Source organism: Variovorax sp. J22R115, assembly GCF_030317005.1.
Taxonomy (GTDB): Bacteria; Pseudomonadota; Gammaproteobacteria; order Burkholderiales; family Burkholderiaceae_C; genus Variovorax.
This window is the reverse complement of the sequence record NZ_JASZYM010000038.1, coordinates 1-24,484: the sequence shown is the minus strand read 5'-3', so window position 1 is coordinate 24,484 and position 24,484 is coordinate 1. Positions and strand designations below refer to the sequence as shown.

The following is a 24,484-nucleotide window of genomic DNA, read 5'->3' as shown; positions in this document are numbered from 1 at the left end:
TGGACTCGGCGATTGGAAGTATTGGGATGCATAGGCGTCCGCCAAATTTAGGTGGACGCCATCCTCGGGAGCCGCTGCGTCAGGCGCAAGGTGGGATCGCTGGACGCTCACCAAGGTCCTGCCCTCTTGCCGGCGAACGAAGTCGAGTAAGGGCCCGGGGGCAATCGCAGGCACGCCACAGCCGCGCTATGGGGAGCGCGCTGGGGCGGTTCAGTCGCTAGCGTGGGGGTGCCGAGGGTGATCGGGTCATTGAACCAGCTCAACTGGCGAACTCCCGCGACTCCACTTCATCCTTCGCGGCTTCCAGCACACGTGCAGGGTCGGATAGGAGAAGCTCGCGCGGACGCTTTCCGCCAAGAAAGCCGTTCGTGCTCTCGAACCAGGTCGCCAGCCACTCGCCGCTGCGCTTGTCCAGCACCCGCAGGAGGTCCTTCATTGCAGGCAGCGGATGAAAGTCGATGCCCAGTGCGTAGCGCGGGTACAGGTCTCGGTTACCTTGTCGAAGTGCAAAGACACGGCCCTGAGCCTTCCAGCGGCTGACGCTTCCTATTGGATTGCCGGGGCCCAGCTTCGCAAACTCCGCCACTTGCTGCGCCGTGTACCAGTCCGTGCCTTCCTGGATGGCGCTACGGGCGCGTCCTTCCATCCGAGCTTGCGCGGAGTCGGCTGGCGTGATCTCTGCTCGTCCGGCAAATAGCTCTACGAGCGTCTCGAGTGCAGCTAGGCGGCGCTCGTATCGAACGGCCAGTACTGCGGTGAGCAAGTCAGGCAGCACCTCCCGAACTTCTTGAATGTCCTTCTCCGTCAGCTCATGGGATATTTGGCGAGGGTCCAGATCTACGTGAAAGCTCAGGTTCTTCATGGCGGCGCCCTTGCGAGTGCGAGTTGTGCGAGTTAGCATAGTCAACTCGCACAACTCACACAAGCCCGGCCATTTTTGCTGGACCCGGGAAGGCACCCGGGGCGCGAGCAGCGAAGACAAGGCGGGCCTTGGCCATCCGAGCTGACACCGCTTTCATGTCGCGGCCGATGCCGCCGTAGGCACGCGGTCAGGTGACGTTCGCTGGCTCGGCAAGGAGCGCACGTGGCCGGGTTGAGCCGCGGGATTGCAGCGATAGCGGTAGTTCCGCCCAGCTTTTCGGGGCGTCCGGTCAGTGCCCGTTGCAGACATCTGCGTGAGCTTGTTTAACTGGAGCAACCGGCCATCAAGAGACGTCGGCGGTTGTGCCGGTCAGCGGTCGTTCAACGTTGAGACCGACCCGAAGGAGCCGCTCGCCACCACGTGGTGGCGCGCCCGAGACCGGACACTCTCAATCGAAGGTCAACACCTGCACATCAGGCAGGTTACCTGGCGCTTTGGCGATGGCCTCGAAGAACTTGTTCAACTCATTGAACGTAGTTGGGACGAGTTTCCCTCCAGCCGGCTCGACGTAGATGGCCGTCATTTCATTTGGGGTGGTGGAGTCGCCGACCAAGGCAACCAACACACGGACGTGCCGCATCTTGGCCCCGGCCTCGTAGCCACCGACCCAGATCGGTCCAGCGCGTAGGCGGTCTATCCACCACTGAGGAGTGAAGTTCTGCATCCCTCGAGTGGTCAGGGCGAGTTTCGCCGCCAGGGCCTTGACAAGCGCAGGACTTGCAGGGGCCATGTTCTTGAACAAGTCCGCATAGGGATTGCCGAGTCCGGCTGCGAGCTGGCCCATGTCGACCTTGCGGCTCTCCTTCCAGGACACCATCATGGCCGCGGAGGCAAGCCAGCACAGGTTGCTGTCGCCCTGATCGACGGGCGTCAGGCGCTTGCTATGGTCGATGGCCACCGGCGCTGCATGGGCACTGCCGAGCAATGCAGCCAGCGCGAGCACCCCGAACCAGCACCTTGTTCGCGTCCTTGGGCGGCCACCGGCGGCGATGTTCATGCCTGGCATCTCACCCCGACGATCACTTTGTTCTTGTGCGCAACGCCCCAAAAATGCGGCTTAACCCGCAATTCGAGCGTCAGGCGATTGCCGATCTTGGTTGGCGTCCAGCCGGCCAGCGGGTTGCCGTCTTTGTCCTTGGACACGAACCCTTCCCACAAGTCGGGGTTGGCGCATCGGTCGGGCAGATCGAACTCGTAGCGCTCGTGGTACCAGTCCTTGTTCCACATGTAGGAAAACTGGGCCCCCGGACCGGGCGACCGGTACCAAAACTCAAACTGGACCTCGCTTGGAACGCGAGGGTTGGCCGAGGTGAACGTAAAGATCGACTGCTTGTCGGTCACCCAGAAGCGGGTGCCCTTGTCGTTGATCTTGTCCCCAACAAATCTCCCAGGCGGAGAGATGTCTTCGCAGTGCCCCGTCCCGGCTTCGCCGAGCCCGTCGTGTTCACAGATCTGAGCCATCAGCCCAATGGGCACGAGGGCACCCGAGACCTGGTCATTGAATTCAGGCGGAATAAGTACGGGCCCTTCCGTTGGGGCCAGATACCATTTCCAGCCGAGATCAGCGCCCCAATGTTGAGTGAAGGTCACTCTGACATCGTCGGGGCTCAGTTTGATGTCCCTGGGGGCAAGCCCACCGGCAATCGGTTTGGTGGGCTCGGTCGTGACCTTCGAGACTCTGGATCTCACTATGTTGGGGTCCAGAGGACTGCGCACCGTCGAGCGGTTCATTGCGTTCAGCACCAGGTCTGCCTCGTTGGGCTTTGCCGGCTCGTGCTTCGCCGCGCTGTGTGCCGCATCTTCGGCAGCCTTGAGCTGTTGCAGCAAAGCGGCGATGTCCTGTGCGTGGAGCGGTAGAGAAAGACTCAGGCACGAGACAGCGGTGGCGACAGCGGTACACGTTCGCTTCATGGCGTTCCCTCCGGTGTGGACCAATTGAATCCAGTCCTCTTTTTGGCCCTGGCGCAAGCGCGAGCAGCTGACACGCAGCGTAAGGAGCGCGCTTGTACGTTCAACTTGCGGTGATCGCAACAAGCGCCGCAGCTTCTTCATCGCCGATTCACTTTTCAAAGCTTACACACGAATGCAGACTCCGCCAAGCTCAAGGGACCTAACCGTGATATAGGACGACGTGCCGTAACTCGGCCTCGATTCAGTGCCGTAACACGTGCGCTGCGCCTAACAAAACAGCCGCTCGTCAGTCCCGCCCATGCATGCCGAAGGGCTGGCGCGACCAGAAGCGGTCGCGCGCGAGCGGCCGCTCTTGGCCGGCTCGTCGAGTAGCGACCGACTGCTGTGGCCGAGTCCCATCCGGCCGGTATGGGTCGAGAGCGGCGTCGAGCGGCTGCATTCTGGCATCCACATCGAATGGCTGGTGATGGCCGCGAGCACCAATTCGCGGCCGTGCCTGACAGCTGACCTCGGCGCGATCGCCCGGTTGGCCAACGACCACAGGCGAGTTTGGCGAACAGGCAGTCCCGGCCATGACCTGCCGTTCAGGGGCGAGACGGAATTCGCCCGCAACCGGACTTTCAACGGTGCCGCGGCAACAGGGTCGCCGCACGGAAGGCGTCTCGCGCACACTGACTTGCTGGCCGCAGAGGACGGAAGGCCGACTGAATGCGGCCAGATTGCGCGTGGCGCCCTCAGTTCTTGGGCGCGTCGGTTGCAGGCACCTGCATAGTGTTGGTCCGCATCTTCCCGCCACCTTCGACACTGCCCCGTGTTGTGGTGTCGCCCGCAGCAGTGACGCGCTTCACGCAAGCGTCTCTCGCGGTCCCCTCCGGCTGGCGTTCGCAGCGCTGAAGCGCGTTCTTCTGATACTGCTCATCGCCCTTGGTGGGCAGCTTGCCTTGGCGTTTTGCCTGGGCGGCGGCCGCGGCCTCACGCTCTGACGGTGACGTCTGGGCAAATGAATAGCTGGAACCGAGCGCGGCATAACTCAACAGCAAGACTACCGATGCGATTCGAGCAAAAGCCATCATGGCAACTCCTTGCGAGTCCAGAGAGGCGGGAAGGTAGTCCCGGGGCGATGGCTGAGTCAAGCGAATCGTCTTGCTGCTGCATGTGGCTCCATGGGTTCTCGATGATGTGGACCTTGAGCTTGGTACTAAATGCCTACCAAAATTCAACTGAGGAGAAGGCGATGGAACGCTCAGCGTGTGGTGGTTGCGCTCCTCTGCGCGATGGCACGGGTTGCAAACCTGAAGCGGCAGGGTCTTGCGCACACCTACCGGGGCGGTGCATGCTGAGGCGAAAATCGAGGCTCATGCCGCATGGCCAATCGACCAAGCCCGCCGCTACTCACTGACTGGTTTCCCATTGGCAAGAGCCCATATCAGGAGGGAACCTACGAGCTATTCCTGCCCGATCGGCCATATCGCACCTTCGCCCATTGGGACGGGCGTCGCTGGTCCTGTGTCGCCGTTGATCATGGGTTCATCGCGCACGAGGCAGAGACGCTATCGACGGCAACGCATTGGCGGGGACTGACGTCACCACCGAGACCAGACCGCCTTTTGGTTTCGGGGGGTAGATTGGTGCAGCGTCAGCCTCGCCCAACAAAAGCGGCCGCCGAAAAGCCGCCGGGCTCGACTCGGTCCAGTCCGCGCTAGGCCGTCACAATTGACGAATGCATCGCTTCCTGTTGACCCTCGTTCTCACCTTCCCCCTTGGCGCTTTCGCCAACCCAAGTACCTGCCTAGTCGTCGGCGTATTGGACGGTGACACCGTCAAGGCCCGTTGTGAAGTGCCAGGTGGCTACGAGGAGATCAAGGTGCGGCTCAACGGAATCGACGCACCCGAAAAGAGCCAGCCATTCGGTGAACGCGCGAAGCAGGCAATGTCAGATCTGGTTTACATGAAGGAAGCTCGCCTGGATTGCTTCAAGACAGATCGTTACGGCCGCAGCGTCTGCAAAGTAATGGTGGCACCAGCATCAGCCCCCAATGGGCCGAAGACGCTCGATGCTGGCCTTGCCATGGTGACCATCGGCATGGCCTGGTGGTATCGCGCCTACGCCCGAGAACAATCACCACAGGGGCAGGGCCAGTACGAGTTTGCTGAGACAGAAGCCAGAGCCAAGCACCTCGGTCTTTGGCGCGATGTTCAGCCTACGGCACCCTGGGACTGGCGGAGGCGGCAGCGCAGCCAAAGCGCTCCATCTTTTAAAGTCTCGTGATGAACGAACAATTCGACAGCTGTCGGGCACGGCCGCGAATTGGTGCTCGCGGCCAGTTTCGGCCGTTGGTTGTCAACCCTACCACTAAGCGGACACTGGTGCGATTGCGCTGCGGCTCTTAGCGCCCAGACAGGCAATTCATCAGGTCCAACAGCGTGATGCTGCCGCCGCAGTGACTGTCCCATCAGCGCATGGAGACGAAAGCATTGTCGGCAACGCTCGTTCGAGACGCATACCGGATTGGCCTTGGCTTTGAGACCTGGCTCCATCGACTGCGTCAAGACGAACTTCAGCGGCTTGCCCGGCGTGGCCTGTTTCTGCGGGGCTGGCGAGGAGGGGCCATCCGACATGCGCGACCAGGAGGTAGCCTGAGGCGAGACGGCTTGCGGCTCGCTGCGCGTCGTCGTGATCGGGCTTGGACTGGGGCTCGCGCTTCGAGTTACGGCCTGCCGGCTCCCCTGTGCCAGAGCGGCATTGATCCCGGCTGCGCGTTGTTCTTGGCCATCTCCGATGCGAAGGTTCCCGCGAACACCTGGGCGAGGCTCGGTCTTGCCCGCTGACGCTCCCTCTCCTCTTCTTCCTCTTCCGAAGCGGCTGCCGCCGCAGCGGCCTCCCGCTCGGCGGCAGCCCGATTAGCGGCCTCCTGCTCCTCGCGTGCCGCGCGCTCGCGGGCACGCTTCTCGCCGGTTCCGATGAGCTGCTCAACCTGGGTCACGTAGCAGCGGAGTACTTGCCAATTCCGTAGATCGGCAGCCTTATGGCGCAGGATTTCGATAAAGAGAGGCGCACTTGGGTTGGTGCTACTCAAGAGCCCGGTGCAATGCGCCCGGCCATGGCCTCCGCTATTTCCGAGGGGTCATCGGCGACTTTCCGGAGAGGCAGTCTTGCCTGTGAATCGTGCAACTGAGTCATCGAGCGAATACCCAATGAACTTCTTGTCCACCAACGCTAGGCGAACTGCGTCTAGATCGCCGTACGTTTGCGCGCCTGCTGCATTGAACGCGGCGATATGCACGCCCATTTCGGTGAAGTGCGTGTGATCCTCGCCTGGTTCAACCTTCTGGCGATACGCCTGCACCGAGTTCCAATCGGTCTCCGCGGATAGTTCGACGATGGCCATCCTTCCTGGCTCCAAAAGCAAAGGAAGTGCAGGCCCTGACTCACGCTTCGTCGTGGTGACCAACCGTTGTCTAAGTTTCTCCGATCCGTCTAGCTCGACCAAGTAGATTCCTGCGCCCGTAACGGCCACCTGACGATTTCCTGTGTTCAGGATTGCGACGCTCACGGTGGTCTCCCTGTCGTCGATACCGACCCTGAGAACGGCGGCGCTCAAGGAGTTGTCCTCTCTGAACAGCGTGAAGTAGCTACCGGTCGCCGAGATCGCCAGCGCGAATAGCGATATAGCGATCGAAACTCGATCCTTCCACGCAAACGAGGGGGCGGACTTTGCATCTTCTGCCTTGGTCGATTCCATGGGTTCACCTCTCGAATCGTTGGCTCGCGAACTACCTGTCAACGCGGGCTTGACTATGAGTATCTCGCTCCAAGCACTCAACTAGCTGAACGGTGTATCTATCCCGAGATCGGGCGCCTGACCGAGCAACCCCAGCAGAAAACGGGAATGCTTCGTTGCCATCAACAACAAAGGCGACGACCAACGAACTCCGCGAGTTGACGGCAGTCCTCGGTCGCTTTGATGAGTCTGCTGGCTGCAACGGATATAACAGCGTCCCCTTGGCTTTACTTCTTCCGCAGGGGACGAAATGGGGCGTTGCCTTGGCCGCAACCCTTCGAGCGCATGGCGTACAGTTTCACGCGATTTTCCCCGGCATCTTGAATCGGCGAGGTAGCCGCGCCTCGCAACGCCGCTGGGCGTTCTGGCTCCCGGGCAATCCCTGCCAGCGATGCTGGTGGCTCCGACGAAAAGTCCAGTCTGCTTTCTCCGGCGCTGGTGATCTCGCTAGCTGCACTCTTGATCTCGACTTTGGGCTTCTACTTTCAGAACCTGCGTGTCAACGATGTGTGCGGCCGATTGAACAGCTTCGCAATCTGAAATCCTTGCTTCCATCGCTCCCACATCGAGGCCTTCTGGCTCGCGTCCGGTACTTCATCTGCGACACTCCTTCTGCCTACGCAGCTCTCAGTGTTTTGCATCTACCGGTTGAATCCGCAGCCACAACCAGACTTTCGGCAACGTCGGTCAAATCTAGAACCCAAAATGCCTCGTTTACAAGCCGAAGCTGTTGAAGCGATGACCAGAGCGTTCCGTCGCCTGGAATCGACCATCACACCTCCGCAGAAGGTCGACTTCAGAAATTCGTTCGTCTATAGGTTTGCAAACAAGGGAATTCATGAAGCACTGTTGCAAAAGCTTGCGCGGAACTTGAGTGGCCTAAATGCGGTAGCAGTCTTGTTGGATGCAGGCTTCGTCCAGGAAGTCGGCGTCCTATTTCGCACGCTCGATGAGATTCAAGAGGACATCATCTTCCTCGCGAGTGCGGAAACCAACGGAGCACGAACCGAACGCCATACCCAATACCTTGAGGCTTTCTACTCCGAAGCAATCTTCTCTCGCCCGGAAGGGTCGCTGGAAATTCCGAAGCCCAACCTTGTCCCAAGGAGGAAGATTCGGGCGCACACAATGAATGCCCTTGGTCAAGGAATCAACGCCTCTCAAGCCCTTGCAGCGGGCGAAAGTATCAGCACCGCCTACTCGGGTTATGTCCACGCCGCGTCGGAGAACATTATGGAGATGTATGGCGGAGACCCGCCTCGCTTTCACGTTGAGGGCATGCGTGGCAATTCTCGCGTCGCCACATGTGCCAAGGACGCCGAGAACTACGTTTATCGCGGCCTGATGTCGACCATCATGGTCGCGAAGGCTGTCGGAGATGTTTCTCTCGAGAAGGCGCTCTGTGGCTTCTTGGCCGAGTACGAGTCAGCGAACAACCATAGAGCACCCACGGGGGGAAGCAGTGCTTGACATCTCGTTTCCGTTGTCGGCCAACTCCGGGCCTTCGCGAAACTTACTTTACTTCACCCAAGTCTTGCAGTCGCCCCATCCGCCCGTATTGCAGGCGGTTCCGGTCGGCGGAATCGTCTGCGGTCTGACATTTGGAATCGCTCCCTGAGGCGCAGGTCGCGTCTGCAAAGGTACGGGCACAGCCATTGAAGATCGAGCTGCTGCGACCCCGACCGCGGTCGCACTCAGGAACTCCAGCCAAGCGTTCATCGATGAGTTTGATTGAGCTTGTTCGACAGGGGTCTCCTGCCCTCGGGACATGCTGGACATAGTAGCAAACACCGCACCCCCTGAAGACGCCGTTTGCGCTGATGCACTGAGCAAAAGCAATCCAACGATGTTTGGACATTTCTGTTGATTTGCCTGCACTAATTCCTGGGCCATAGGAATTTTGTTTTCACTCACGGCTTTTTGCGTAACGTCGAGCAGTTGTGAACAAAACACTGCGCGCTTGTCGTGAATCACTGCATTATTCTCTCTTTCGGCCTTCTCAAGCTCTTGAGCTCGTCGCATAAACTCCTCTAGAGCAATGTCGTCATGTTGACGTCTCAATCCGGCCTCTTCCGTCGTGTCATCGATTCTCAAGACTGCATAAAGCATTGAGACCATGATGTCTTCAGTTTGATCGTCCTTACGAGCTTGCGGGGCCTCACGTAGGGCCCATCGCTCGAGGTTTTCGAACAATCGTTGTATCGCCAGTTCATTGTAATAGCGGTCTCGCACTCTCTTTGCGATTTTGGGATCCTTGTCCGCTAGAGTAAGTAGGTATCTTTCGGCATCTGCTCGGCAAAAAGTTCTAGCCGAGAAGTTTCGACAATTCGTCTGAATTGACGGATCAGATTGGGCGTAGGCGTCAAGGAAGCAGCAGAGCACTCCAATCATCGCGAAAATAATACGCATCATCCACCTCCACACTTTTCTGCAATTTTCCGACCAAAAACCCGAAAGTACCCTTCCCACAGCCGAAACGAAAAGTTGTCTGTGACGAAGAAGTTAAGGTCCGAAGCTGAATAGGCTTCTCCCGACTTAACCACATCGTCGGTTTCGCATACGAGTAATGCGTTTTGATTCAACACTCGCGTTTTCAGGTTCAGTGTCGCTGGCACTCCGGTCTGTTCGCATCCGTCCCGGGCCGATAGATCGACAATTGCCACTGCGTCGGGCTTTTCCTTCAGCGCAGAGGGCAAGTCCGGAGCGACAATCGTTTCTCGAAACTTTTCGCTTTGAAGGCGAAGCAGGCGCGTGGAAACAGTTGCCACAGCACTAGGTCTCATTGCCATCTCATCAGAAACCTGCGCCATCCCAATAAGACCGACTGGAGGCACAAAGACCGTTAAGACTCCGACAGACAAACTGTCATTTGTGTCGCCGGCGTTTCTACATTCTTCCAAGAACGGCAGCAAGTTCTCGGTATTTCGTGTGGGGACGACCGCGAGCTTCTCTTTTTTGAGGGAAGCGAATGTCTGGCCAGACGGCTGGTTGGTCAACTCCACGTATGGGATCCCGCCGTAATTTGGAACATAGGCCGGTGCCTTTAATTCCAGATGAGCGCAGCCCGCTGTGAGCAGAGCTAACAAAGCAACTAAGCAAGCCCTCATGGTCACCTCTCAACCGTCGTTGGAGACGGCCGATAACACTACGACTTTGCGCAAGGCTTGTCATCATCAAAAGCGCGGGTGGGCCGAACTGCCGAAGGGGCGGTTGAGCAAGGCTGTGCCTGCATTTTGCAGGGGGCGACGTCGGGCGTATGCTGTGCCGAAAAGTCGAGGACTGTTACGCTAGCCTCGCAAACTGGCCCACTTGCGAATAGCCGGAGAGCGACCGCTTTTGCGAGAACTCTATGTCCGGAAAGGGCCCTACCCTGCCTGTCGTTCCTCGCCAATTGGCCGGCGGGTTTGCAGCGACAGCAGCCGATGGCGAGGGCAGGACGGAACCGCTGCATCGTGCCCATTCCGGCTGTATGCACTTCGCTGAAGCGGACGCTTGCGACCTCACTATTTGAAGGTCGCGCACGCCCTGTTGTTGGCGCTGCGCTCCAAAACTGCTTCTTCGGCTGGAGCACGGCCACGCTCAACAAAAATCAACACCCCAGTCGTTCTGCAACTTCCTGCCACCGAAGTAAACGCGTCGCTGGGCTCGATGAAAACTCTCGCACATGGATGTAGCTAGGTGTATCAATCTTGGTAGTATGCCGTCCGGCCCCACAGGGCACCTCGAGCAAGCCGGAGATTTTTATGACGAGAAAGATCACTCTTTACCCTACGCGCGGTTTCATCCTTGTGCTCGCGCTTTTGCCGATATCGGTCGGCCTGCTTGCAATCCCAAGCCGTTCTGGAGCGCAAGTGACGCAACTTGCCGCAGGTGCCATGACAAGCGTTGCTGTTGACGATCTCTTCCAGAACATCAACGGTTCCATTCAGCAGTTTCAGGATGCGGGCGACTACCTCATGGTCGAGGCTCTTGTGCGCGCAAAGGACGCACTTGACGCATGGAAGGCTACGAATTCCGAGTTGATGGATCGGGCTTTTGCTCAACTGGACGACGCTTCGAAGCAGAACTTCGGTCGAATCCGTCAGGCTGTCGCAGACGTTAACGATGCAGGCAAAGCTCGACTTGCCACCATTCAATTCATCACGCTTTCCGCGAATCAACTTGTCGCACGCTTGCCTGGTGGCCGGCCGTATGTGGCCGCGTTCAGTCCGCGGGTGATGCCAACTACCGTGACGAGTGCTTACACCATCCGCCTCAGCGGCGTGAGCTTGGACGTCGCCAACACCCGTATGACGTTTCCCGATGGAAAGACTGCGGATCGTACGGTGATCGGTCCTCAGGAAGTTCAGTTCCGGGTTCCTCTCGCGCAGACCCCAGCGATCGCCGACAAGATGCAGGTCTACACACTCAAGGTGACCTACACGCAACCGAGGAAGGGCTTCACGAGTTGGCTTGCCGGTTCAACGGAGGATGTAGTTCGCGAACTTCCCGTTGTGGTCATGCCTGCCAATATCGGAGTCTTTTCAATCACCGGGGAACGCGTTTTCAAGCGCAAAGAGGTTGCCGAGTACACAGCAGACCTTGGCCAGGTGCGAGGCAAGAATACGACAATTGCCAGGTGGGCGATGCCAAAAAATGGATGGAAGTGGGACCTCACAGACACCTCTAAATTCGCATACAAGCACACCTCTGCTGACAACGGGAAATGCGCCCGTATTGACTGGAACGGAAGCAGTGAGAACGGGATTCGCGTGGAGGCGCGTGTCGACAAGATTGGACCCAGCACAAAGTATCCCAGGGGCGCGCCCGGCAAGGTCTCGTGCATCCTGACCGGCCCGACCTACGCCATGGCCGCTGGCACGCAGCCCTACTCGGCGAACGGTACGCTGCCCTGGAACAAGGACAGTCTCATCGTGGTTCCAGAAGACCTGTCGAAGCTGCAGGTGCATGTGCGTACGTTTGATGGCCGCGAGAGGGTCTTCCAGATCGACGACTCGGACAGATTTTTCGACCTTCGTGTGGCCAAGGGATCGATCACCTTCGTGCCCAAGGTTCCGGAGGACATCTTGGCTTCTCAGTAAGTTCGCCGGGAGCGGCCGGCGTGCTGAACCGCTCCAATCTTGCCAATACCCTATATCCGCGTCTGATCTGGCCTCCCTGGGGAAGCGGCTCGCGAACGGCCGATATCTTCGATACGAGGGCATCGCCAGTCTTGGGTTGTGCAGGGACGAAAGTGCGTTGCAGAACCGCCATTTCGTTAAGGGGCGAATGGATTTGGTTGGTGTGGGGCTTGCGATTTTTCCCCTCATTCGTGAAATGAGCAACACACGGGTGATGTCTGCCCCAAGGTCTGGTAACGGCAGTGCGGCCCGCCCCGCTAGGATTTCGCGCGGCGCGACACGCGCTCGATCTTCAAATAAGAACTGCAGGTGGATTCGTCCACTTGATGAGAGGGATTCGTGATCAAGGCTCTTGTCCCCGTGATACTCATTGCCGCAGCGATCTCCATGACCGCTCAGGCCCAAACTACAACCCAATCTTCGGCCGTCGCTGCAGCGGTCACATCGACCGGCATGCAGGAGCCCGAACTGCGTGCTCGTTGGGGAATTCTTCTGGATGTGCTGGACAAGCGCTGGCTGTCTGTTGACGGCAGGGACGTGGAGTGGCGCGCATTTGAATGGATTGAACCTGGAACCTCGATTCGGGCTTGGAATCGCCGTTGCGTCACCCTCGGTTGCGGTGAACCATACGCAACCACGATCACCTTCAAGGCAGGAGAGGAGTTTCTGGTCGCGAAGCAGGACGGCAGCAGTTATCGCTCGACCCTGAGGGTCAGCCCGGATGGTTCGTTGCTCCAAGAGAACAGTTGCTGCAAGGTTGGAACGTGGAAACTAGACGGTCAGATCTTGGCGGTGCCCTTCCTTAAATACAGGGAGGTGTCGGCAGAGCAACTAGCCCAGGCGACAGATGGTGCGTCCAAGTCGGTGACACTCGCAGCCGATTCGCGCCCGGTGCAGCTAGCGGCACCTCCGGCGTCAGTGCCCATCCAGCAAGCCGCTGCGAAGGCGGTGCTCCCCGCTGGTCCCGCATCTGCGCCGGCGCAGACTCCGAACCCGGAGTCACCAGGTCAGGCTCGGCTGCCGACCCAAATCGACAATGCCGCTTCCAATCGGTCGCGCACCCACGATACCGCTGAACAGATTCGCCGTTTTGGGGACTTGGCAAAATTTGTAGGTGGCCAAGCGTATGTCCTGCGCGATGGACGAAAGCAGGTGATCTCGTACCGCTTCTCATGGAAAGTGCCCGGAGCCGTCATGCGCAGGGAGTTCTGGCTGTGTCTCGTTACCGCCAGTCTCGGAGTGCGCTGTAGCACCCGCGAAGTCGAAATTTCGTATGAGCAGGATGGCAGCCTGCGGGAGGTCAACATGGGCTCTACCTTCATGGGGGACTACACGCCGCCCGATCCATCCAGTCCGACCCGTCGCGGTGCTGTACAAGCGGATTCGTGGGTGTTGATGACAGATTCAACCGGCGCGAAAGAGAAGGCCGAATGGCACTTAGACCGTGTCTCTGGCCACCTGCTCGTCATCGCTCCTGCTCAGAATAGTTCGCTTACCTTCGAGAAAACAGATCGCGCCGAGTACGCGGTGTTGCGCGAGAACTGGTTGGCTGCAAACAGCAAAGACACTGAGAGATGGAATGAAATGGTCCGTCAGGAAGAGGCCGCTGACGCAGCGCAAAGGGCAGAAGATCAACGATCTCGGCCCAACGTAGCCCAAGTGTTTGCAGAAACTCTTGGATCCGAAATGCGCAAAAGCAACGCTCAACAAGCTCAGCTTCAGGCTCAGTTGAACAGCAGCTTGGCGCGCGGGCAGGCGGAGTTTCAAACTCGGAATGCGCCGCCGGCTCGTGCTGCTTCAACTAGCACCCCTTCGTCCGCTGGCCAGCAAAGTGCGCTCAATTCGAACCAGGCGACTTTGAGCCGACCTTCCCCTGCTGTCACTCCCGCGATGGCGACGCGCAGCGAGCCGCAAGCCGTCTCGCCTCAGGCTTCTTCTTGGTCGCGCATGTCAGATAGCCCCTCCTCGGCCGTCCCGCGGAAAGAGGCTGGCCCGAACCACCGTACCTTTCCCGAGGCCATCTTCGTGTGCACCAGGCCGAACGAGGCAGGCAACTTTCGATGCGCCTCGCCCGTCACTGCGGCCCTGAGCGGCGGCCCGAAGAACGGCTTGGCGGAATGGACGACGCCTGAGCGCATGGTCAACGCCATGAGCGACGCTTGCCCCGACGCTCGCCGCCTGGCCTCCAGCACGCACCTCGTCTGGGGCTGCGGATTCGGGGCCACGAACAATTCCAACAGCATGGACCGCAGCGCGGGAGTGGACGTCGCTGGCCGGCGGACCTATTACTGCAGCGAACGCGAAACGAGCTGCCGACGCACCGAGCATTGAAGTCAGCGAGCGCATGACCCTGACGGGATCTCATTTGGACCGGATTGACTTGTCCAACTGGCCTCCTTGAGCTTGTCTGGCGACTAGGAGCATGCACTTCTAGTGCTAAGGAGTCCGGTACGACGCAAAGTGACCGCTCCAATGCACCACCCTGGCATCGACTCCCCCGTACTGAAAGTACTGTTGTGCAGCGACAGCGGACTTACAAGCAGGCAGAAGCGGTGGACTGCAATCCGAAGGTCTACGGTCATTCACAGCGCCCTGCTCCGTTGCCCAACGCCAGATCTCGGGTTTGAGCCCTGAACGGGCTAGATGGTCTCCTCTCGTCTACCCCTGAAGGAGGGCTTCCCCTGGCGTGCCGGGTCTGAACGTGGCCGGCAAAGCGGCACTCGCGTTGCGTGGCGTGCGGCATAGCCTGGCTGTTAGGGAAAGCCTCGTCCTTTGTGGGGTCGCGTCCCATTCCGTGGTGTAGCTCCACAGCCCGGAGAAGGCTGAGCTGCACGGTACTCAGCGAGCCACAGCGGACAGCCGAGTGGGCGCAGTGTCGCTCAGGGTCTGCAAGCCTTCAAGCTGCATGTATCGCCGGTTGAGGGACCACTCGTCGTTCTGCTCGAGCATCATCGCGCCGACCAGGCGCGTGATCGAGGCGTCGTTGGGGAAGATGCCCACCACGTTCGTGCGTCGCTTGATCTCCGCGTTCAGCCGTTCGAGAGGATTGGTGGAGTAGATCTGCGTCCAGTGCGCCCGCGGGAAGGTCATGAAGGCCAGCACGTCGTTCTCCGCGTCGTCCATCAGGGTGCCGAGCTTGGGGAACTTGTCTCGGAGTTGATCGGCAACAGATCGCCATTGCGTTCGAGCTGCATCGGCCGAGTCCTGAACGAACACGGTTCCGATGGCAGCCGAGACCATGCGCCGCTGCGTCTTGCCGGCGTGCGCCAGAGCGTTTCGCATGAAGTGCACCCGGCAACGCTGCCAGGTGGCCTTGAGCACCTTCGCAGCCGCTGCCTTGATGCCCTCGTGGCTGTCGCTGATCACAAGCTTCACACCGCGAAGGCCCCGGCGGTTCAGGCTGCGCAGGAACTCGGTCCAGAAGGGCTCGGCCTCGGAGGCGCCGACCTTCAGGCCGAGGACTTCGCGCTGGCCATCGGTGTTCACGCCGACCGCCACTATCACGGCGACACTCACGATGCGCCCGGCCTCGCGCGTCTTCACGTAGGTGGCATCGATCCATAGGTAGGGCCAGTCGCCCTCGATCTGGCGCCCGAGGAAGGCGTTGACGCGCTCGTCGAGTTCGCCGCACAGGCGGCTGACCTGGCTCTTGGAGACGCCCGTCATGCCCAGCGCCTTGACCAGATCGTCCACTGAACGGGTGGAGATGCCTTGAACATAGGCTTCCTGGATCACGGCCGTGAGGGCCTTCTCGGCGGTGCGCCGAGGCTCCAGGAATTCGGGGAAGTAGCTGCCCTGACGCAGCTTGGGGATCTTCAGGTCGACGCTACCGGCCCGGGTGTCCCAAGTGCGCTCGCGGTAGCCGTTGCGACTGTTCAGGCGCTCGGCCGGATTCTTCTCATCGTAGGCCGCGCCGCAGCGGCCTTCAACATCGAGCTCCATCAAGCGCTGGGCCATGAACTGGACCATCTGGCGCAAGACATCGACATCGGCTCCCTTTTCGGCGAGCTCGGCCAATGCCATAGTTGGGTTGGTCATCGTGATTTCCTTTAAGGACAGGTTTGGTGGGTCGCACCTCAAACTTATCCGGACTTCACGATGACCACCCCGAAGAGAGCGGCCGCTGCACGGCAAGGCGCTTCGGGCTACGCCCTACGCGCCTTGCCGTGCAGCGAGTGATCGAAGACTTACACCACGTCCCGGGACATCAACCTTTGTGGTACGCAAGCGAGGACGACTGCAAGCTCGCCCTCTGCTGCCATTCCGAGCGCGCGACACCATTGTTGCCATCAAGTGTCGACAGGTGCCAGACCTATCGGACTCGCTTGAGCAAGAACGCATGAATTTCCGACCCGTGGTTCTCAAACTGCGCGCCGCCAACTATGTCGCCGTCGCCGTTGACGCCCAACGCGAGGCTCTGGTTTGAGCGAGAGCCAGGAATGCGGTTGTTCAACGACGTAGGGCTCCCCGTGGCATCCCAGTAGTACCCGATGGCAAGTCCATCTTGCGTGATTCGCGTTCCGACGACCAGACCGTCCCCACTAATCCCTGAAGCCTCGCTGTAGTCGCCGTTGAACGCTGAGCTCAAGTCGGTATACGCGCCGCTCGAGAAGACGAACGCCCGAAGCTGCCCACCCGGGCCATCCATGATGCCGGCAATCTTGCCGGCCCCATTGACTGCTGCTGCCTCTGAAAATGTTCCGCCAGGTGGGGTGCCCAATGAACTCATCACGCCGCCTTGGTAGGAGAAGGCGTACTCTAGGTCGAAGTTGTTTACGGCGCCGCCGACGACTTGACCACTGTTGCTGATGGCCCTGCCAAAGCTGACGCTGCCCCCCAGCGTGCCAAGATCTGTCATGGTCCCGTTCTCCCAAACGAAGGCACGAAGTTCTCCACTAGCAATCGCGGAAGTCCCAGTAATCTGCCCCGCGTCATTAATGCCCCTCGCGATGCTGTTGCCACCACCGAGGTGACCAAGATCTTGCATTACTCCACCATGCCAAAGGAAGGCATGCTGCTCCCCGAGCGCGGTGAAGGAATAACCGACTACATCGCTAGCTGCGTTAATGCCGTACGCTACGCTACCGGCCCCTCCGAGCGTTCCAAGGTCCGTCATAGTTCCATTGCGCCACAGGAAAGCATGCTCCTCGCCACTTGCCAATGCCGCAGTGCCGACAACGTCACCATTCGCATTGACGGCGTACGCCAAGCTGAATGCACCGCCGAGCGTCCCGAGGTTGATGGCCAGCCCGTACTTTGCCGCTCCCGGTTTTTCAGGTTGGACACCCTTGTCATCACCAGGGCTGACAGGCTGACCTCTTGTCGCGGCGAGTTTTGCGGCCTGCAACGTCTTGTCCACGAACTTGGCGGAGACCGGCGCACTAGCTGAGCCGATGCTACCTCCACCACTTCCGCCACCGCATGCGATCAGTGCCGCAGTCGCACAGAGCGCTAGCAGTCCGCGAGTCAAGGAGCCGCGTGAAAGAGGACCACGCGCGATGAAACCCAGAGCGACGTCGCCCGATTGTGCGTTCATGTCAGATCCTCCGGTTGTTGGAGTTCGCTTTAGACTGGAACGAAACACTTGGACGGTCCAGCAGGAGCGCGGTGTGAAGCGGCTCTCAGTTGGATCGAGAAGGCGATGCATCACACTCCTGCGCTCAAAGCCTGTCAACCTAAACTTTGATGGCAAGGCGCCTAGCCGTGGGTGTTACGCCAGAACGGTCTAACCCGAGAATGGCGGACCTCGAGGAAAAAGGTACCCCTCCCGGAGAACTGCTTGTTCGTTCAGTCGAGCCTGGAGACCTTCCGCAGTCGGATTGCCAGCCAATGGTGCACTCGGCTCTGACGTTGCAGCCTTCCGTAGAAAGGCCGGAGCGGCGTCTCGTCGTGGATGGTGGTGCCGCGGCGGGAGCCATCGACGTCGGCAGCCATTGGCACCGCGCTGACCGATTGCACCTTCAACGCGACGCACATGGGATTGCTCACCCAAGCGGTGATGGGTAAGCAATGGGATCGACGCCCCAGCCAGTGCTCTTTGCGGCGAGCCGCTACGGCCGCCGCAAGCCCGGACTCCTGCTTGCGCGACGTTTATCCCCGGCGCCCTCGCCTCAGCCACCAGTTCGAGCGATGCGGAAGGACCTTCTTCGCCCGCTTTCCCCAACGAAGCTGGACGGAACGTTCCCGGCAATCTTCATCACTCGCTCCTTGAGATCACTTCGGTTCACCAACTATAGGCGCATCGATCTCCGTCTGGTTCAGACCCAGTCAACGCCATCGGCCCGTGCGACCGGTCGCGCACGACATGGTATTCATGAGCGGGTGAAACTCGGTGACCTGGACTAGGACAGGCGCCGCAGTTAGCGAGATGCACTGCGCAGCGAAAGCCGCCCTTCCCCGCTTGCGACACGAGCGCCAGCAGTCCAGCGCTTTCCAGTCGTTTCCGCTCGCGCCAGTCAGGCTGGGTCGGCGGGCGAGTTGGGAGTTGATCATGGGTAGGTGGCGCGAGCTAACTTCTGGCACTCCATGTACTTGCGATGCGCCGCACGTGGCTACGCGGTCCATTGCCATTTGGGCGGCGTAGACCTCAGCCGTGTTCGATTCGGAGCAGGCCTTGAACATGGCCGCCTTGTCCGCCTGCCGGGCTTTGCGAGCATCGGCCGCCTGACGTGCCGCGGCGTTGCGCTCCATGCCGAAGTGGCGCTAGAAGATGCTGCTGCTTACCAGCATGCCGGCACCGTAGGCGTCCCGCCTGCTAAGGAATGACCCCCGTCGTAGCGCTTTCACTGGTGCTCGTGGCGCCATACAGGCCGAGCGCCTGCAAGCTGCACCCCGTGCACGCGCAGCCGTGCATCGCTGGTCCTTAAGGGGCAACTTCGCCGACTACGACTCGATCGGGAACGTTAGATCGATAGGACGACGTGCCCCCCTTTGGGGTGGCTTGCGTTCCGACCGCACGTCTGATCGAATCAGCGTCGAGTGGGCGATTCGACGTCGCCCCTTGGGGAAGGAGGTGCGCAATGCGAACTCAACGCAGATGCCTCGTGCTCGCAGGGTGTGCAACGCTGCTGGCGTTGCCAAGCGCGGCACTGTCGAAGAAACACCACAGGCTTGGTGTCTTGTCGATCGATGACAACCCCGTCGACCCCATCTGGATCGAGTTCCTGCTTGAAATGGCTCGACTCGGCCTTACGGAGGGATATGACTTCACAGTGGTCCCAAGCTTTGTCGGCCGAGATGGAAAAACAGCGGAGGATGCGGCCCAGGAACTGGTGGCTCACAAAGTCGACGCCATCTACGTGTCGGGGGGAACAGGCGTGGTTAAGGCGGCAATGAAAGCCACTTCCACGATTCCAATCGTTATGTTGACATCAGCCGATCCGGTAAGGGACGGTTTGGTAGCAAGCCTTCGTCGTCCAGATGGAAACGTGACGGGCAATGCGGTCCTGGCGCCAGAGCTCCTGGCCAAGCGGCTCCAGTTCCTTGTGGAGATCACCCGCCGGCCGCGCAAGGTGGCCTTCCTCACGACAGCGTCCTCCCCCATTGCAACCCGACCCGAGATGCGCGCGGCTCTCGACGCAAAGGCTAAGTCGATGGACACCTCGGCGCAGGTCTTCCCGATCGCATCCATCGACGAACTCGATTCAGTGATTCAAGAGATCAGTCGCTCGGGCCTGCCGCTCATGGCTGACTCGACCGCGCTCTTCTACATAAACGTCAAGCGCCTGGGCGAACTGGTTGTTCAGAACCGTGTGCCGGCCATCGGAGACGGAAGACGATACGCTGAGGCTGGGTTTCTTGTGGCCTACGGATTGGACTACCACGACTTGGCGCGCAGGTGCGCCCGCTTCATCGCGAAGATCTTTCAGGGAGCCGACCCCGGGAAGCTGCCAGTTGAACTGGCCAACAAGTTTGACCTCGTTTTGAATCTCAGAACCGCAACGCGACTGGGTATCGGAGTACCAAAGAACTTCATTTCCGGCGCCACGGCGATCATCCGATGAGGCGGCGATGAATATCCCAATCGGATTTCTTCGTCGCAGCGAAAGCCGCCCTTCCCCGCTCAAGACGCGAGCGCCTGCAGTCCGGCGCTTTCCTGTCTTTTCCGTCGTGCCACTCACGTTGGCAAGGCTCGGAGTCGCTATAGGTTCCCCACAGCGGCTGTACGCTGAGCTCCATTCCGGCTGTACGCGTCGCTCCGACGCCGACACTCGCCACTGCCAGAGCCATTTGAGGGTAAGCGTGCGACCGAGGCGCTCTTGACGGGCCGTCTGCCCGTCAGCTGCTCATAGCTTGATCAGGGCGAGACGGTCGTTGACCTCGATGCTGTCGAACGCTGCCGGGTCAGGTATCGGCACCGATCCACTGCGCCAGGTGAGCGTGCTCGGAAAAACGAGTTCGAGGCAGCGGCCGGAAGCGGGCTCAAAGCGCGTCGACTGTTGGACCAGATGGACCAGACGCTGACGGCCTATGATTCGATCACGAAGCGCTCCAGGCGGCGGGCATGCGGTCCAGAGGATAGATCGGCCGCCTGACCTTCTCGAAATGAAAGATCGCGTTGTCCGAACTGGTCACACCGACACTCGCACAGGGCACGACAGCGGCGGCCAGCGGCTCGAAGATAGGCCGGAAATACATGCGCGACTTGAGCACCAGATACTGCGCCTCGCGCGGATCGATGCCCACCGAGGTGAAACAGCCCAGGTCCAGTGGCTCGTGCGGCTGCGAGGTGACGACCACCCTGACTCGCCCGGTGTCCAGCACGGCGGTGGTACCCATGTAGGTGTGACTGCCGGTGAAGATGGGGCCGCTGATTACATAGTCGCCATCGGTGACGATGCGAACTTGGCCGGTCAGCATCAACGGCTCGGGCGCTGTGACGCCGACGCCGGGCATCGGCGTCTTGTTGCCCAGCGCCAGCGTGACGGCGGCGCCAACACCCGCCTTGGCCATGATGGCCACAGCCTGCGGGTCGCAAGTGGGCCCGACCAAGATGGCGTTGAGCCCCGCATCGAGTGCCGCCTTCAGCACGTCGACGGTATCGCAGGTGCCGCCGGACATCGCGTTGTCGCCATGGTCCATCAGGATCACCGGCTTGCCGTTCGCCTTGGAAGCCGCCTTCCTTGCCGCCCCGAGCGACTTCGCCAGCGGCTGCTGGCGAAAGATGAACTCGCTGCGCCGTGACCACAGGAAGTTGGCGCCCCAGCGTGCGGTACGCGCAGCCAGCGCGGCATTGCCGTCGGTCACCACCAGCACGCTCATTCCGGCCTCGCGCGTATCGGCTTGCGGAAAGCCGCCGAAGACGCTGCACGCCAGCACGCCGCGATCCTTTTCGCGCCACACCGCACCATCGAGCGCTGCCCTCATCGCGCCAAGGTTGGTGTTCATTTCCAGCGTCTGCGCCAACACCGGCAACTGGGCGAAACCGATCAGGGGTTTCACCTTGCCGTCCAACATGTCGAACAGAAGGCGCGCCGCATGCGCGCCGGTCTCGTACATGTCGATATGCGGGTAGGTCTTGTAGCCGACGATGACATCGGCGTTGGCTGCCATCTTCGGACTCACGTTGGCGTGCAGGTCGAGCGCCACCGCCACCGGTGTCTTCGGTGCCAGCGCTCGCACGCGCTCAAGCAGGTCACCCTCACCGTCGTCGCTGTTCTCGGCCACCATCGCACCATGAAGGTCGAGCAGGATGGCGTCGCAGCCCGCGGCGATGGCCTCGCAGATGGTGTCGCAGATGTGGGTGTAGGCCGCAGCCTCGACCGGCGCGCTGGGGGTGGCCATGGCCGCGATCGGCGTCACGATTTCGCAGCCGCGCGCCTCGGCCGCTGCCAGCATCGCGCCCATTGCCACCCTCGCACCGGTCATCACGCGCCTGGCGTCGGCATCGTAGTAGGGACCGGTGCCGTTGCCCGAGCCGAAAGCAACCAGGGGCGTGGGCACGGGGGAGAACGTGTTGGTCTCGTGCTGCATTCGGGCGACGACGACGCGCATGGTCTGACTCCGGCGGCGGTGAAAGGGGGGCGATTATGTCAGGATCGACCCGCCGTCGGTCACTCGCCCCAACCGGCGCGCGCGCCTAGATCAAGCATGCAGACAGTCACTCGGCTGACGTTCGTAAGCACTCCGGCATCGTTAAGGACCTAACCTCGCTCGGCGGGCCTCTGTGATGCTCCTATGGAGGCTTGGTATTCGCCTTCAGGAAACTGCCGACACTAATGCCAAGCGAACGGTTGAATATGACCGCGCCCCCAACTGAGCTCGAGAATATGACAACCATGAGGGCAATGATTAGGTGGTCTTGTCGCGAGGCACGCAGCGGTCAAAGACCAACCCGGCAAAGGACGCGCAGGGCCGAGTTCTTCGCGCAAATTGCGGAGGCGGCTCGCCTTATAGGTCGAGAGCCAGCAACATGACGGCGCTATCGGCATTGCTGGCAGCGCAGCCCCTTCAAGCCGTTCTTCTCATTTGCGGACACGCCGCCTCACGAGCGACGGGTCATCCCGAAAAGTAGTTCTCGAATTGCAAACGCGATGGGCGTCAGTTGAAGAGCCTCAGGCTCCACCTCCGCCGGTGGAGTCATCAACGCGCCGAGTTCGCGCCGGAGCAATGTGGCCTTTCTGCGTGGGAGCTGCTCCAGCCGCTCGGCCATCGCACCGGCCAACGCGCGATGGACGACATCTAACAGGCGTGGCACTTGGTGAACCCTAAAGGCGTCCAGCGTCGCCGAATAGTATCGAGCCAGCACCGAATTCTTAAGCTCTCCTGCTAGGGCCGTCAGCATCTCCGCAACCACCTTGACGCCAGTGGCAATGTTCAGGTTGGGGCTTCGAAGAGTGCCCAGCCCTGCTAGTACAACTTCAGATGCTTCGTGTGGCGTTCGCCGGGCTTCTCGAATGAAATCAGCGCCAGAGACACTTACAAAATCCTGCGCACGAAGTAGCTTGCTTCCCAGTGCGGATACATACTGGTCCTCCGAGACGGCGCCCGCGGCCCGCGCATAGGCCAAAACCGCCTGCGCGGACACCGAACGGTTGCAGTCGATTCGCGCCATTTCGAGACGAAGTGCCGCGTCGTCAGTAACCAAAACCGCGTTGCGCTCGACTGCCAAATAGACAGCATCGAGCGTCGCGTCGTCAAGAAGCAATTCCAGCCACCGATGTCCGGGCCCCAGCACTTTAGGCCCTAAAACCGGAGTGACTTCGCATAGCTCGTCGATACTAGCGAGCATCTCGCGAAGAACAGACAACCGCGACTGGCGCCACGATTCGGTGTACGCCACCCGTGCAATCTGACCGTTCACTTCCTGCAAGGCCATTTCCGGCTCAAGTTGCAGGTCTGCCTCGAGAATGCCCATCAGTTCATCACGTGCCGCGGAGGGTACCAGCGGCCTCCCCCACAGAGGCGCGATTTGGCGAAACACCTTGAGCGCCACCAGCTCGCCTAGCGTCGGCAGATCCAACACGACCGCCGGCCGTTCTTTCAATAGCTGCCAATGGGCGTCCTGCTCGTCTTCGGTTCCCAACGCGACGAACATTGTTGCCAAATCCACCCGCCACCCGAGCACCAGCTCAAGCGGGCTAGTTCCAATATGCTTTGCCAAGGTGGACAAAGGGAACCTCATGTCCTTGTAGCCTTGGTACGCGGCAGTCACTCGTGCTTCCTTTTCCCGGGCGGGTCGAGCGAGCGTCTCAACGTCCAGGCCGCCATTCGGCGCTGCGATGTTCACGGACCATGCAGGACCTTCGTGATTCGCAGTTGAGCGCAGCAGCAGTTCGGCTTGTTGCATTGCAAACCCGTATACCGAATACAGGTTGGTCACCCTGTAATCGATCTGCCCGAGCCCTCGGTGCAACGAAACGACGTCACCAACCCCCTTCCCTTCCACGGCCTTCGCCACTTCCGAATTGGCGCCAACCATGCCGGTCCAGCCACCCACGAGTTCGGCTTCGAAGTCCACCGCAACCACCAGGTCTTCGCCACCGGCCGTCAACACCGCGACGACGCCAAGACCCGCCTTTTGGATTTCGTTGGCCATCTCTGGCAGTAACTCGCCAATAAGCAGCTGCGCCAGAAAGTAGCCCGCGAGACGGGTGTTCCGGGGGTTGCCCCTCACCAGGCTGTAGAGCCGGCGTATCGCTTGCGGCCGCAACCCATGCGCGACTTCGTACTTGGCAATTTCCGCCTCTGCAACTGGGTGCTGTCCATCGAACACCGGCTTGGAGGCAAGATACTGCTGAATTGCCTCGTCTCGTGAATCGAGCCGATGCAGCGCGCCCACGTAGTTCACCGCCACGGTTGAATTTTTCGGAAACTCATTCAACTCTATGCGCAGAAGCTCTGCAGTGTGCCTCCAATCCCCCTTGCGCCGCGCCAGGTTGGCCTCCAGCCGCCTGAAATCTGAGCGTGTCCGGACCGGTTCGGGCAGTTGGTCAACTAGCTGCTGCGCACGCGACCGCTGGTTCGACTCAATCAGACTGTTGAGATAACCGTAGGTGAGCGGATTTCCACCAACCGTAGTGATAGCACGCGCATAGAGCTCCGCAGCTCGGTCGAAGACACCCTGCTCCGCCAACAGCTCCGCCACCTGGACAAGCTCTAGCTTGTTCGTCTCCTCAGGCGCAACAAGCGCCTCGACCCTGAGCTGGCCCCTTGAATGACAGGACTCGGTCCATCGCTTATCTTTGAAGATAGGAGTAGGACTGTGAGTACGAATAGGAATACGGATACCGTCGAAGTGATCATGAAGG

Annotated in this window: 17 protein-coding genes; 5 read left to right on the top strand and 12 right to left on the bottom strand. The window is 60.2% G+C overall.

Annotated features, from left to right (window positions below; all coding sequences use genetic code 11):
- Nucleotides 1-259: 259 nt before the first annotated feature.
- The 4 genes from QTI04_RS33535 to QTI04_RS33520 all read right to left on the bottom strand — a co-directional run bounded on the left by QTI04_RS33535 (nucleotide 260) and on the right by QTI04_RS33520 (nucleotide 3,906).
- The gene (locus QTI04_RS33535) at nucleotides 260-862 is read right to left on the bottom strand and encodes a hypothetical protein (RefSeq protein ID WP_286619546.1); all 603 of its coding nucleotides are present in this window, start codon (nucleotides 860-862) and stop codon (nucleotides 260-262) included.
- 448 nt (nucleotides 863-1,310) lie between these two features.
- Nucleotides 1,311-1,919 carry a papain-like cysteine protease family protein gene (locus QTI04_RS33530; RefSeq protein WP_286619545.1) on the bottom strand — a complete coding sequence of 203 codons (609 nt, stop codon included), beginning with the start codon at nucleotides 1,917-1,919 and terminating at the stop codon, nucleotides 1,311-1,313.
- Nucleotides 1,916-2,974 carry a hypothetical protein gene (locus QTI04_RS33525; protein ID WP_286619544.1) on the bottom strand — a complete coding sequence of 353 codons (1,059 nt, stop codon included), beginning with the start codon at nucleotides 2,972-2,974 and terminating at the stop codon, nucleotides 1,916-1,918. The genes QTI04_RS33530 and QTI04_RS33525 overlap by 4 nt, the downstream gene beginning before the upstream one ends.
- 593 nt (nucleotides 2,975-3,567) lie before the next feature.
- Complete coding sequence (locus QTI04_RS33520) at nucleotides 3,568-3,906, bottom strand: hypothetical protein (protein ID WP_286619543.1); 339 nt, start codon at nucleotides 3,904-3,906, stop codon at nucleotides 3,568-3,570.
- Between the two features lie 647 nt (nucleotides 3,907-4,553).
- On the opposite strand from QTI04_RS33520, the gene QTI04_RS33515 reads away from it, so the two are divergent.
- Entirely contained in the window at nucleotides 4,554-5,102 is a 549-nt protein-coding gene (locus tag QTI04_RS33515; RefSeq protein ID WP_286619542.1) for a thermonuclease family protein, read from the top strand.
- Nucleotides 5,103-5,541: 439 nt separating this feature from the next.
- On the opposite strand, the gene QTI04_RS33510 is transcribed toward QTI04_RS33515, so the two are convergent.
- Both QTI04_RS33510 and QTI04_RS33505 read right to left on the bottom strand, forming a co-directional pair.
- Nucleotides 5,542-5,910 carry a hypothetical protein gene (locus QTI04_RS33510; RefSeq protein WP_286619541.1) on the bottom strand — a complete coding sequence of 123 codons (369 nt, stop codon included), beginning with the start codon at nucleotides 5,908-5,910 and terminating at the stop codon, nucleotides 5,542-5,544.
- Nucleotides 5,911-5,958: 48 nt separating this feature from the next.
- Nucleotides 5,959-6,576 carry a hypothetical protein gene (locus QTI04_RS33505; protein WP_286619540.1) on the bottom strand — a complete coding sequence of 206 codons (618 nt, stop codon included), beginning with the start codon at nucleotides 6,574-6,576 and terminating at the stop codon, nucleotides 5,959-5,961.
- Between the two features lie 744 nt (nucleotides 6,577-7,320).
- Between QTI04_RS33505 and QTI04_RS33500 the strand changes: the two genes are divergently transcribed.
- The gene (locus QTI04_RS33500) at nucleotides 7,321-8,085 is read left to right on the top strand and encodes a hypothetical protein (protein ID WP_286619539.1); all 765 of its coding nucleotides are present in this window, start codon (nucleotides 7,321-7,323) and stop codon (nucleotides 8,083-8,085) included.
- 48 nt (nucleotides 8,086-8,133) lie between these two features.
- Here QTI04_RS33500 and QTI04_RS33495 read toward each other — a convergent pair whose 3' ends face one another.
- Nucleotides 8,134-9,024 (bottom strand): hypothetical protein, encoded by an 891-nt coding sequence (locus tag QTI04_RS33495; RefSeq protein WP_286619538.1) that lies wholly within the window; start codon nucleotides 9,022-9,024, stop codon nucleotides 8,134-8,136.
- The gene (locus QTI04_RS33490; RefSeq protein WP_286619537.1) at nucleotides 9,024-9,617 is read right to left on the bottom strand and encodes a hypothetical protein; all 594 of its coding nucleotides are present in this window, start codon (nucleotides 9,615-9,617) and stop codon (nucleotides 9,024-9,026) included. The genes QTI04_RS33495 and QTI04_RS33490 overlap by 1 nt, the downstream gene beginning before the upstream one ends.
- A 741-nt stretch (nucleotides 9,618-10,358) precedes the next feature.
- Here QTI04_RS33490 and QTI04_RS33485 point away from each other — a divergent pair.
- The gene (locus QTI04_RS33485; RefSeq protein WP_286619536.1) at nucleotides 10,359-11,696 is read left to right on the top strand and encodes a hypothetical protein; all 1,338 of its coding nucleotides are present in this window, start codon (nucleotides 10,359-10,361) and stop codon (nucleotides 11,694-11,696) included.
- Between the two features lie 378 nt (nucleotides 11,697-12,074).
- Nucleotides 12,075-14,066, top strand: a complete 1,992-nt coding sequence (locus QTI04_RS33480; protein ID WP_286619535.1) for a hypothetical protein — start codon at nucleotides 12,075-12,077, stop codon at nucleotides 14,064-14,066.
- Nucleotides 14,067-14,573: 507 nt separating this feature from the next.
- On the opposite strand, the gene QTI04_RS33475 is transcribed toward QTI04_RS33480, so the two are convergent.
- Nucleotides 14,574-15,773, bottom strand: coding sequence for an IS256 family transposase (locus tag QTI04_RS33475; protein WP_286619534.1), 1,200 nt, complete (start codon nucleotides 15,771-15,773; stop codon nucleotides 14,574-14,576).
- A gap of 274 nt (nucleotides 15,774-16,047) precedes the next feature.
- On the bottom strand, nucleotides 16,048-17,271 hold the full coding sequence (locus tag QTI04_RS33470) for an HAF repeat-containing protein (protein ID WP_286619533.1): 1,224 nt from the start codon (nucleotides 17,269-17,271) through the stop codon (nucleotides 16,048-16,050).
- A 1,483-nt stretch (nucleotides 17,272-18,754) separates the two neighbouring features.
- On the opposite strand from QTI04_RS33470, the gene QTI04_RS33465 reads away from it, so the two are divergent.
- Entirely contained in the window at nucleotides 18,755-19,738 is a 984-nt protein-coding gene (locus QTI04_RS33465; RefSeq protein ID WP_286619532.1) for an ABC transporter substrate-binding protein, read from the top strand.
- 475 nt (nucleotides 19,739-20,213) lie between these two features.
- On the opposite strand, the gene QTI04_RS33460 is transcribed toward QTI04_RS33465, so the two are convergent.
- Both QTI04_RS33460 and QTI04_RS33455 read right to left on the bottom strand, forming a co-directional pair.
- Nucleotides 20,214-21,728 (bottom strand): M81 family metallopeptidase, encoded by a 1,515-nt coding sequence (locus tag QTI04_RS33460; protein ID WP_286619531.1) that lies wholly within the window; start codon nucleotides 21,726-21,728, stop codon nucleotides 20,214-20,216.
- 490 nt (nucleotides 21,729-22,218) lie between these two features.
- Nucleotides 22,219-24,484 (bottom strand): lipopolysaccharide assembly protein LapB (locus QTI04_RS33455; RefSeq protein WP_286619530.1); only part of this gene is annotated, 2,266 nt, incomplete at its 5' end.

What these genes read in the sequence shown, in the direction of transcription:
- QTI04_RS33535 (WP_286619546.1), bottom strand. Translation starts at nt 862, where the DNA reads ATGAAGAACCTGAGCTTTCACGTAGATCTGGACCCTCGCCAAATATCC.
- QTI04_RS33530 (WP_286619545.1), bottom strand. Translation starts at nt 1,919, where the DNA reads ATGAACATCGCCGCCGGTGGCCGCCCAAGGACGCGAACAAGGTGCTGG.
- QTI04_RS33525 (WP_286619544.1), bottom strand. Translation starts at nt 2,974, where the DNA reads ATGAAGAAGCTGCGGCGCTTGTTGCGATCACCGCAAGTTGAACGTACA.
- QTI04_RS33520 (WP_286619543.1), bottom strand. Translation starts at nt 3,906, where the DNA reads ATGATGGCTTTTGCTCGAATCGCATCGGTAGTCTTGCTGTTGAGTTAT.
- QTI04_RS33515 (WP_286619542.1), top strand. Translation starts at nt 4,554, where the DNA reads ATGCATCGCTTCCTGTTGACCCTCGTTCTCACCTTCCCCCTTGGCGCT.
- QTI04_RS33505 (WP_286619540.1), bottom strand. Translation starts at nt 6,576, where the DNA reads ATGGAATCGACCAAGGCAGAAGATGCAAAGTCCGCCCCCTCGTTTGCG.
- QTI04_RS33500 (WP_286619539.1), top strand. Translation starts at nt 7,321, where the DNA reads ATGCCTCGTTTACAAGCCGAAGCTGTTGAAGCGATGACCAGAGCGTTC.
- QTI04_RS33495 (WP_286619538.1), bottom strand. Translation starts at nt 9,024, where the DNA reads ATGCGTATTATTTTCGCGATGATTGGAGTGCTCTGCTGCTTCCTTGAC.
- QTI04_RS33485 (WP_286619536.1), top strand. Translation starts at nt 10,359, where the DNA reads ATGACGAGAAAGATCACTCTTTACCCTACGCGCGGTTTCATCCTTGTG.
- QTI04_RS33475 (WP_286619534.1), bottom strand. Translation starts at nt 15,773, where the DNA reads ATGACCAACCCAACTATGGCATTGGCCGAGCTCGCCGAAAAGGGAGCC.
- QTI04_RS33470 (WP_286619533.1), bottom strand. Translation starts at nt 17,271, where the DNA reads ATGAACGCACAATCGGGCGACGTCGCTCTGGGTTTCATCGCGCGTGGT.
- QTI04_RS33465 (WP_286619532.1), top strand. Translation starts at nt 18,755, where the DNA reads ATGCGAACTCAACGCAGATGCCTCGTGCTCGCAGGGTGTGCAACGCTG.
- QTI04_RS33460 (WP_286619531.1), bottom strand. Translation starts at nt 21,728, where the DNA reads ATGCGCGTCGTCGTCGCCCGAATGCAGCACGAGACCAACACGTTCTCC.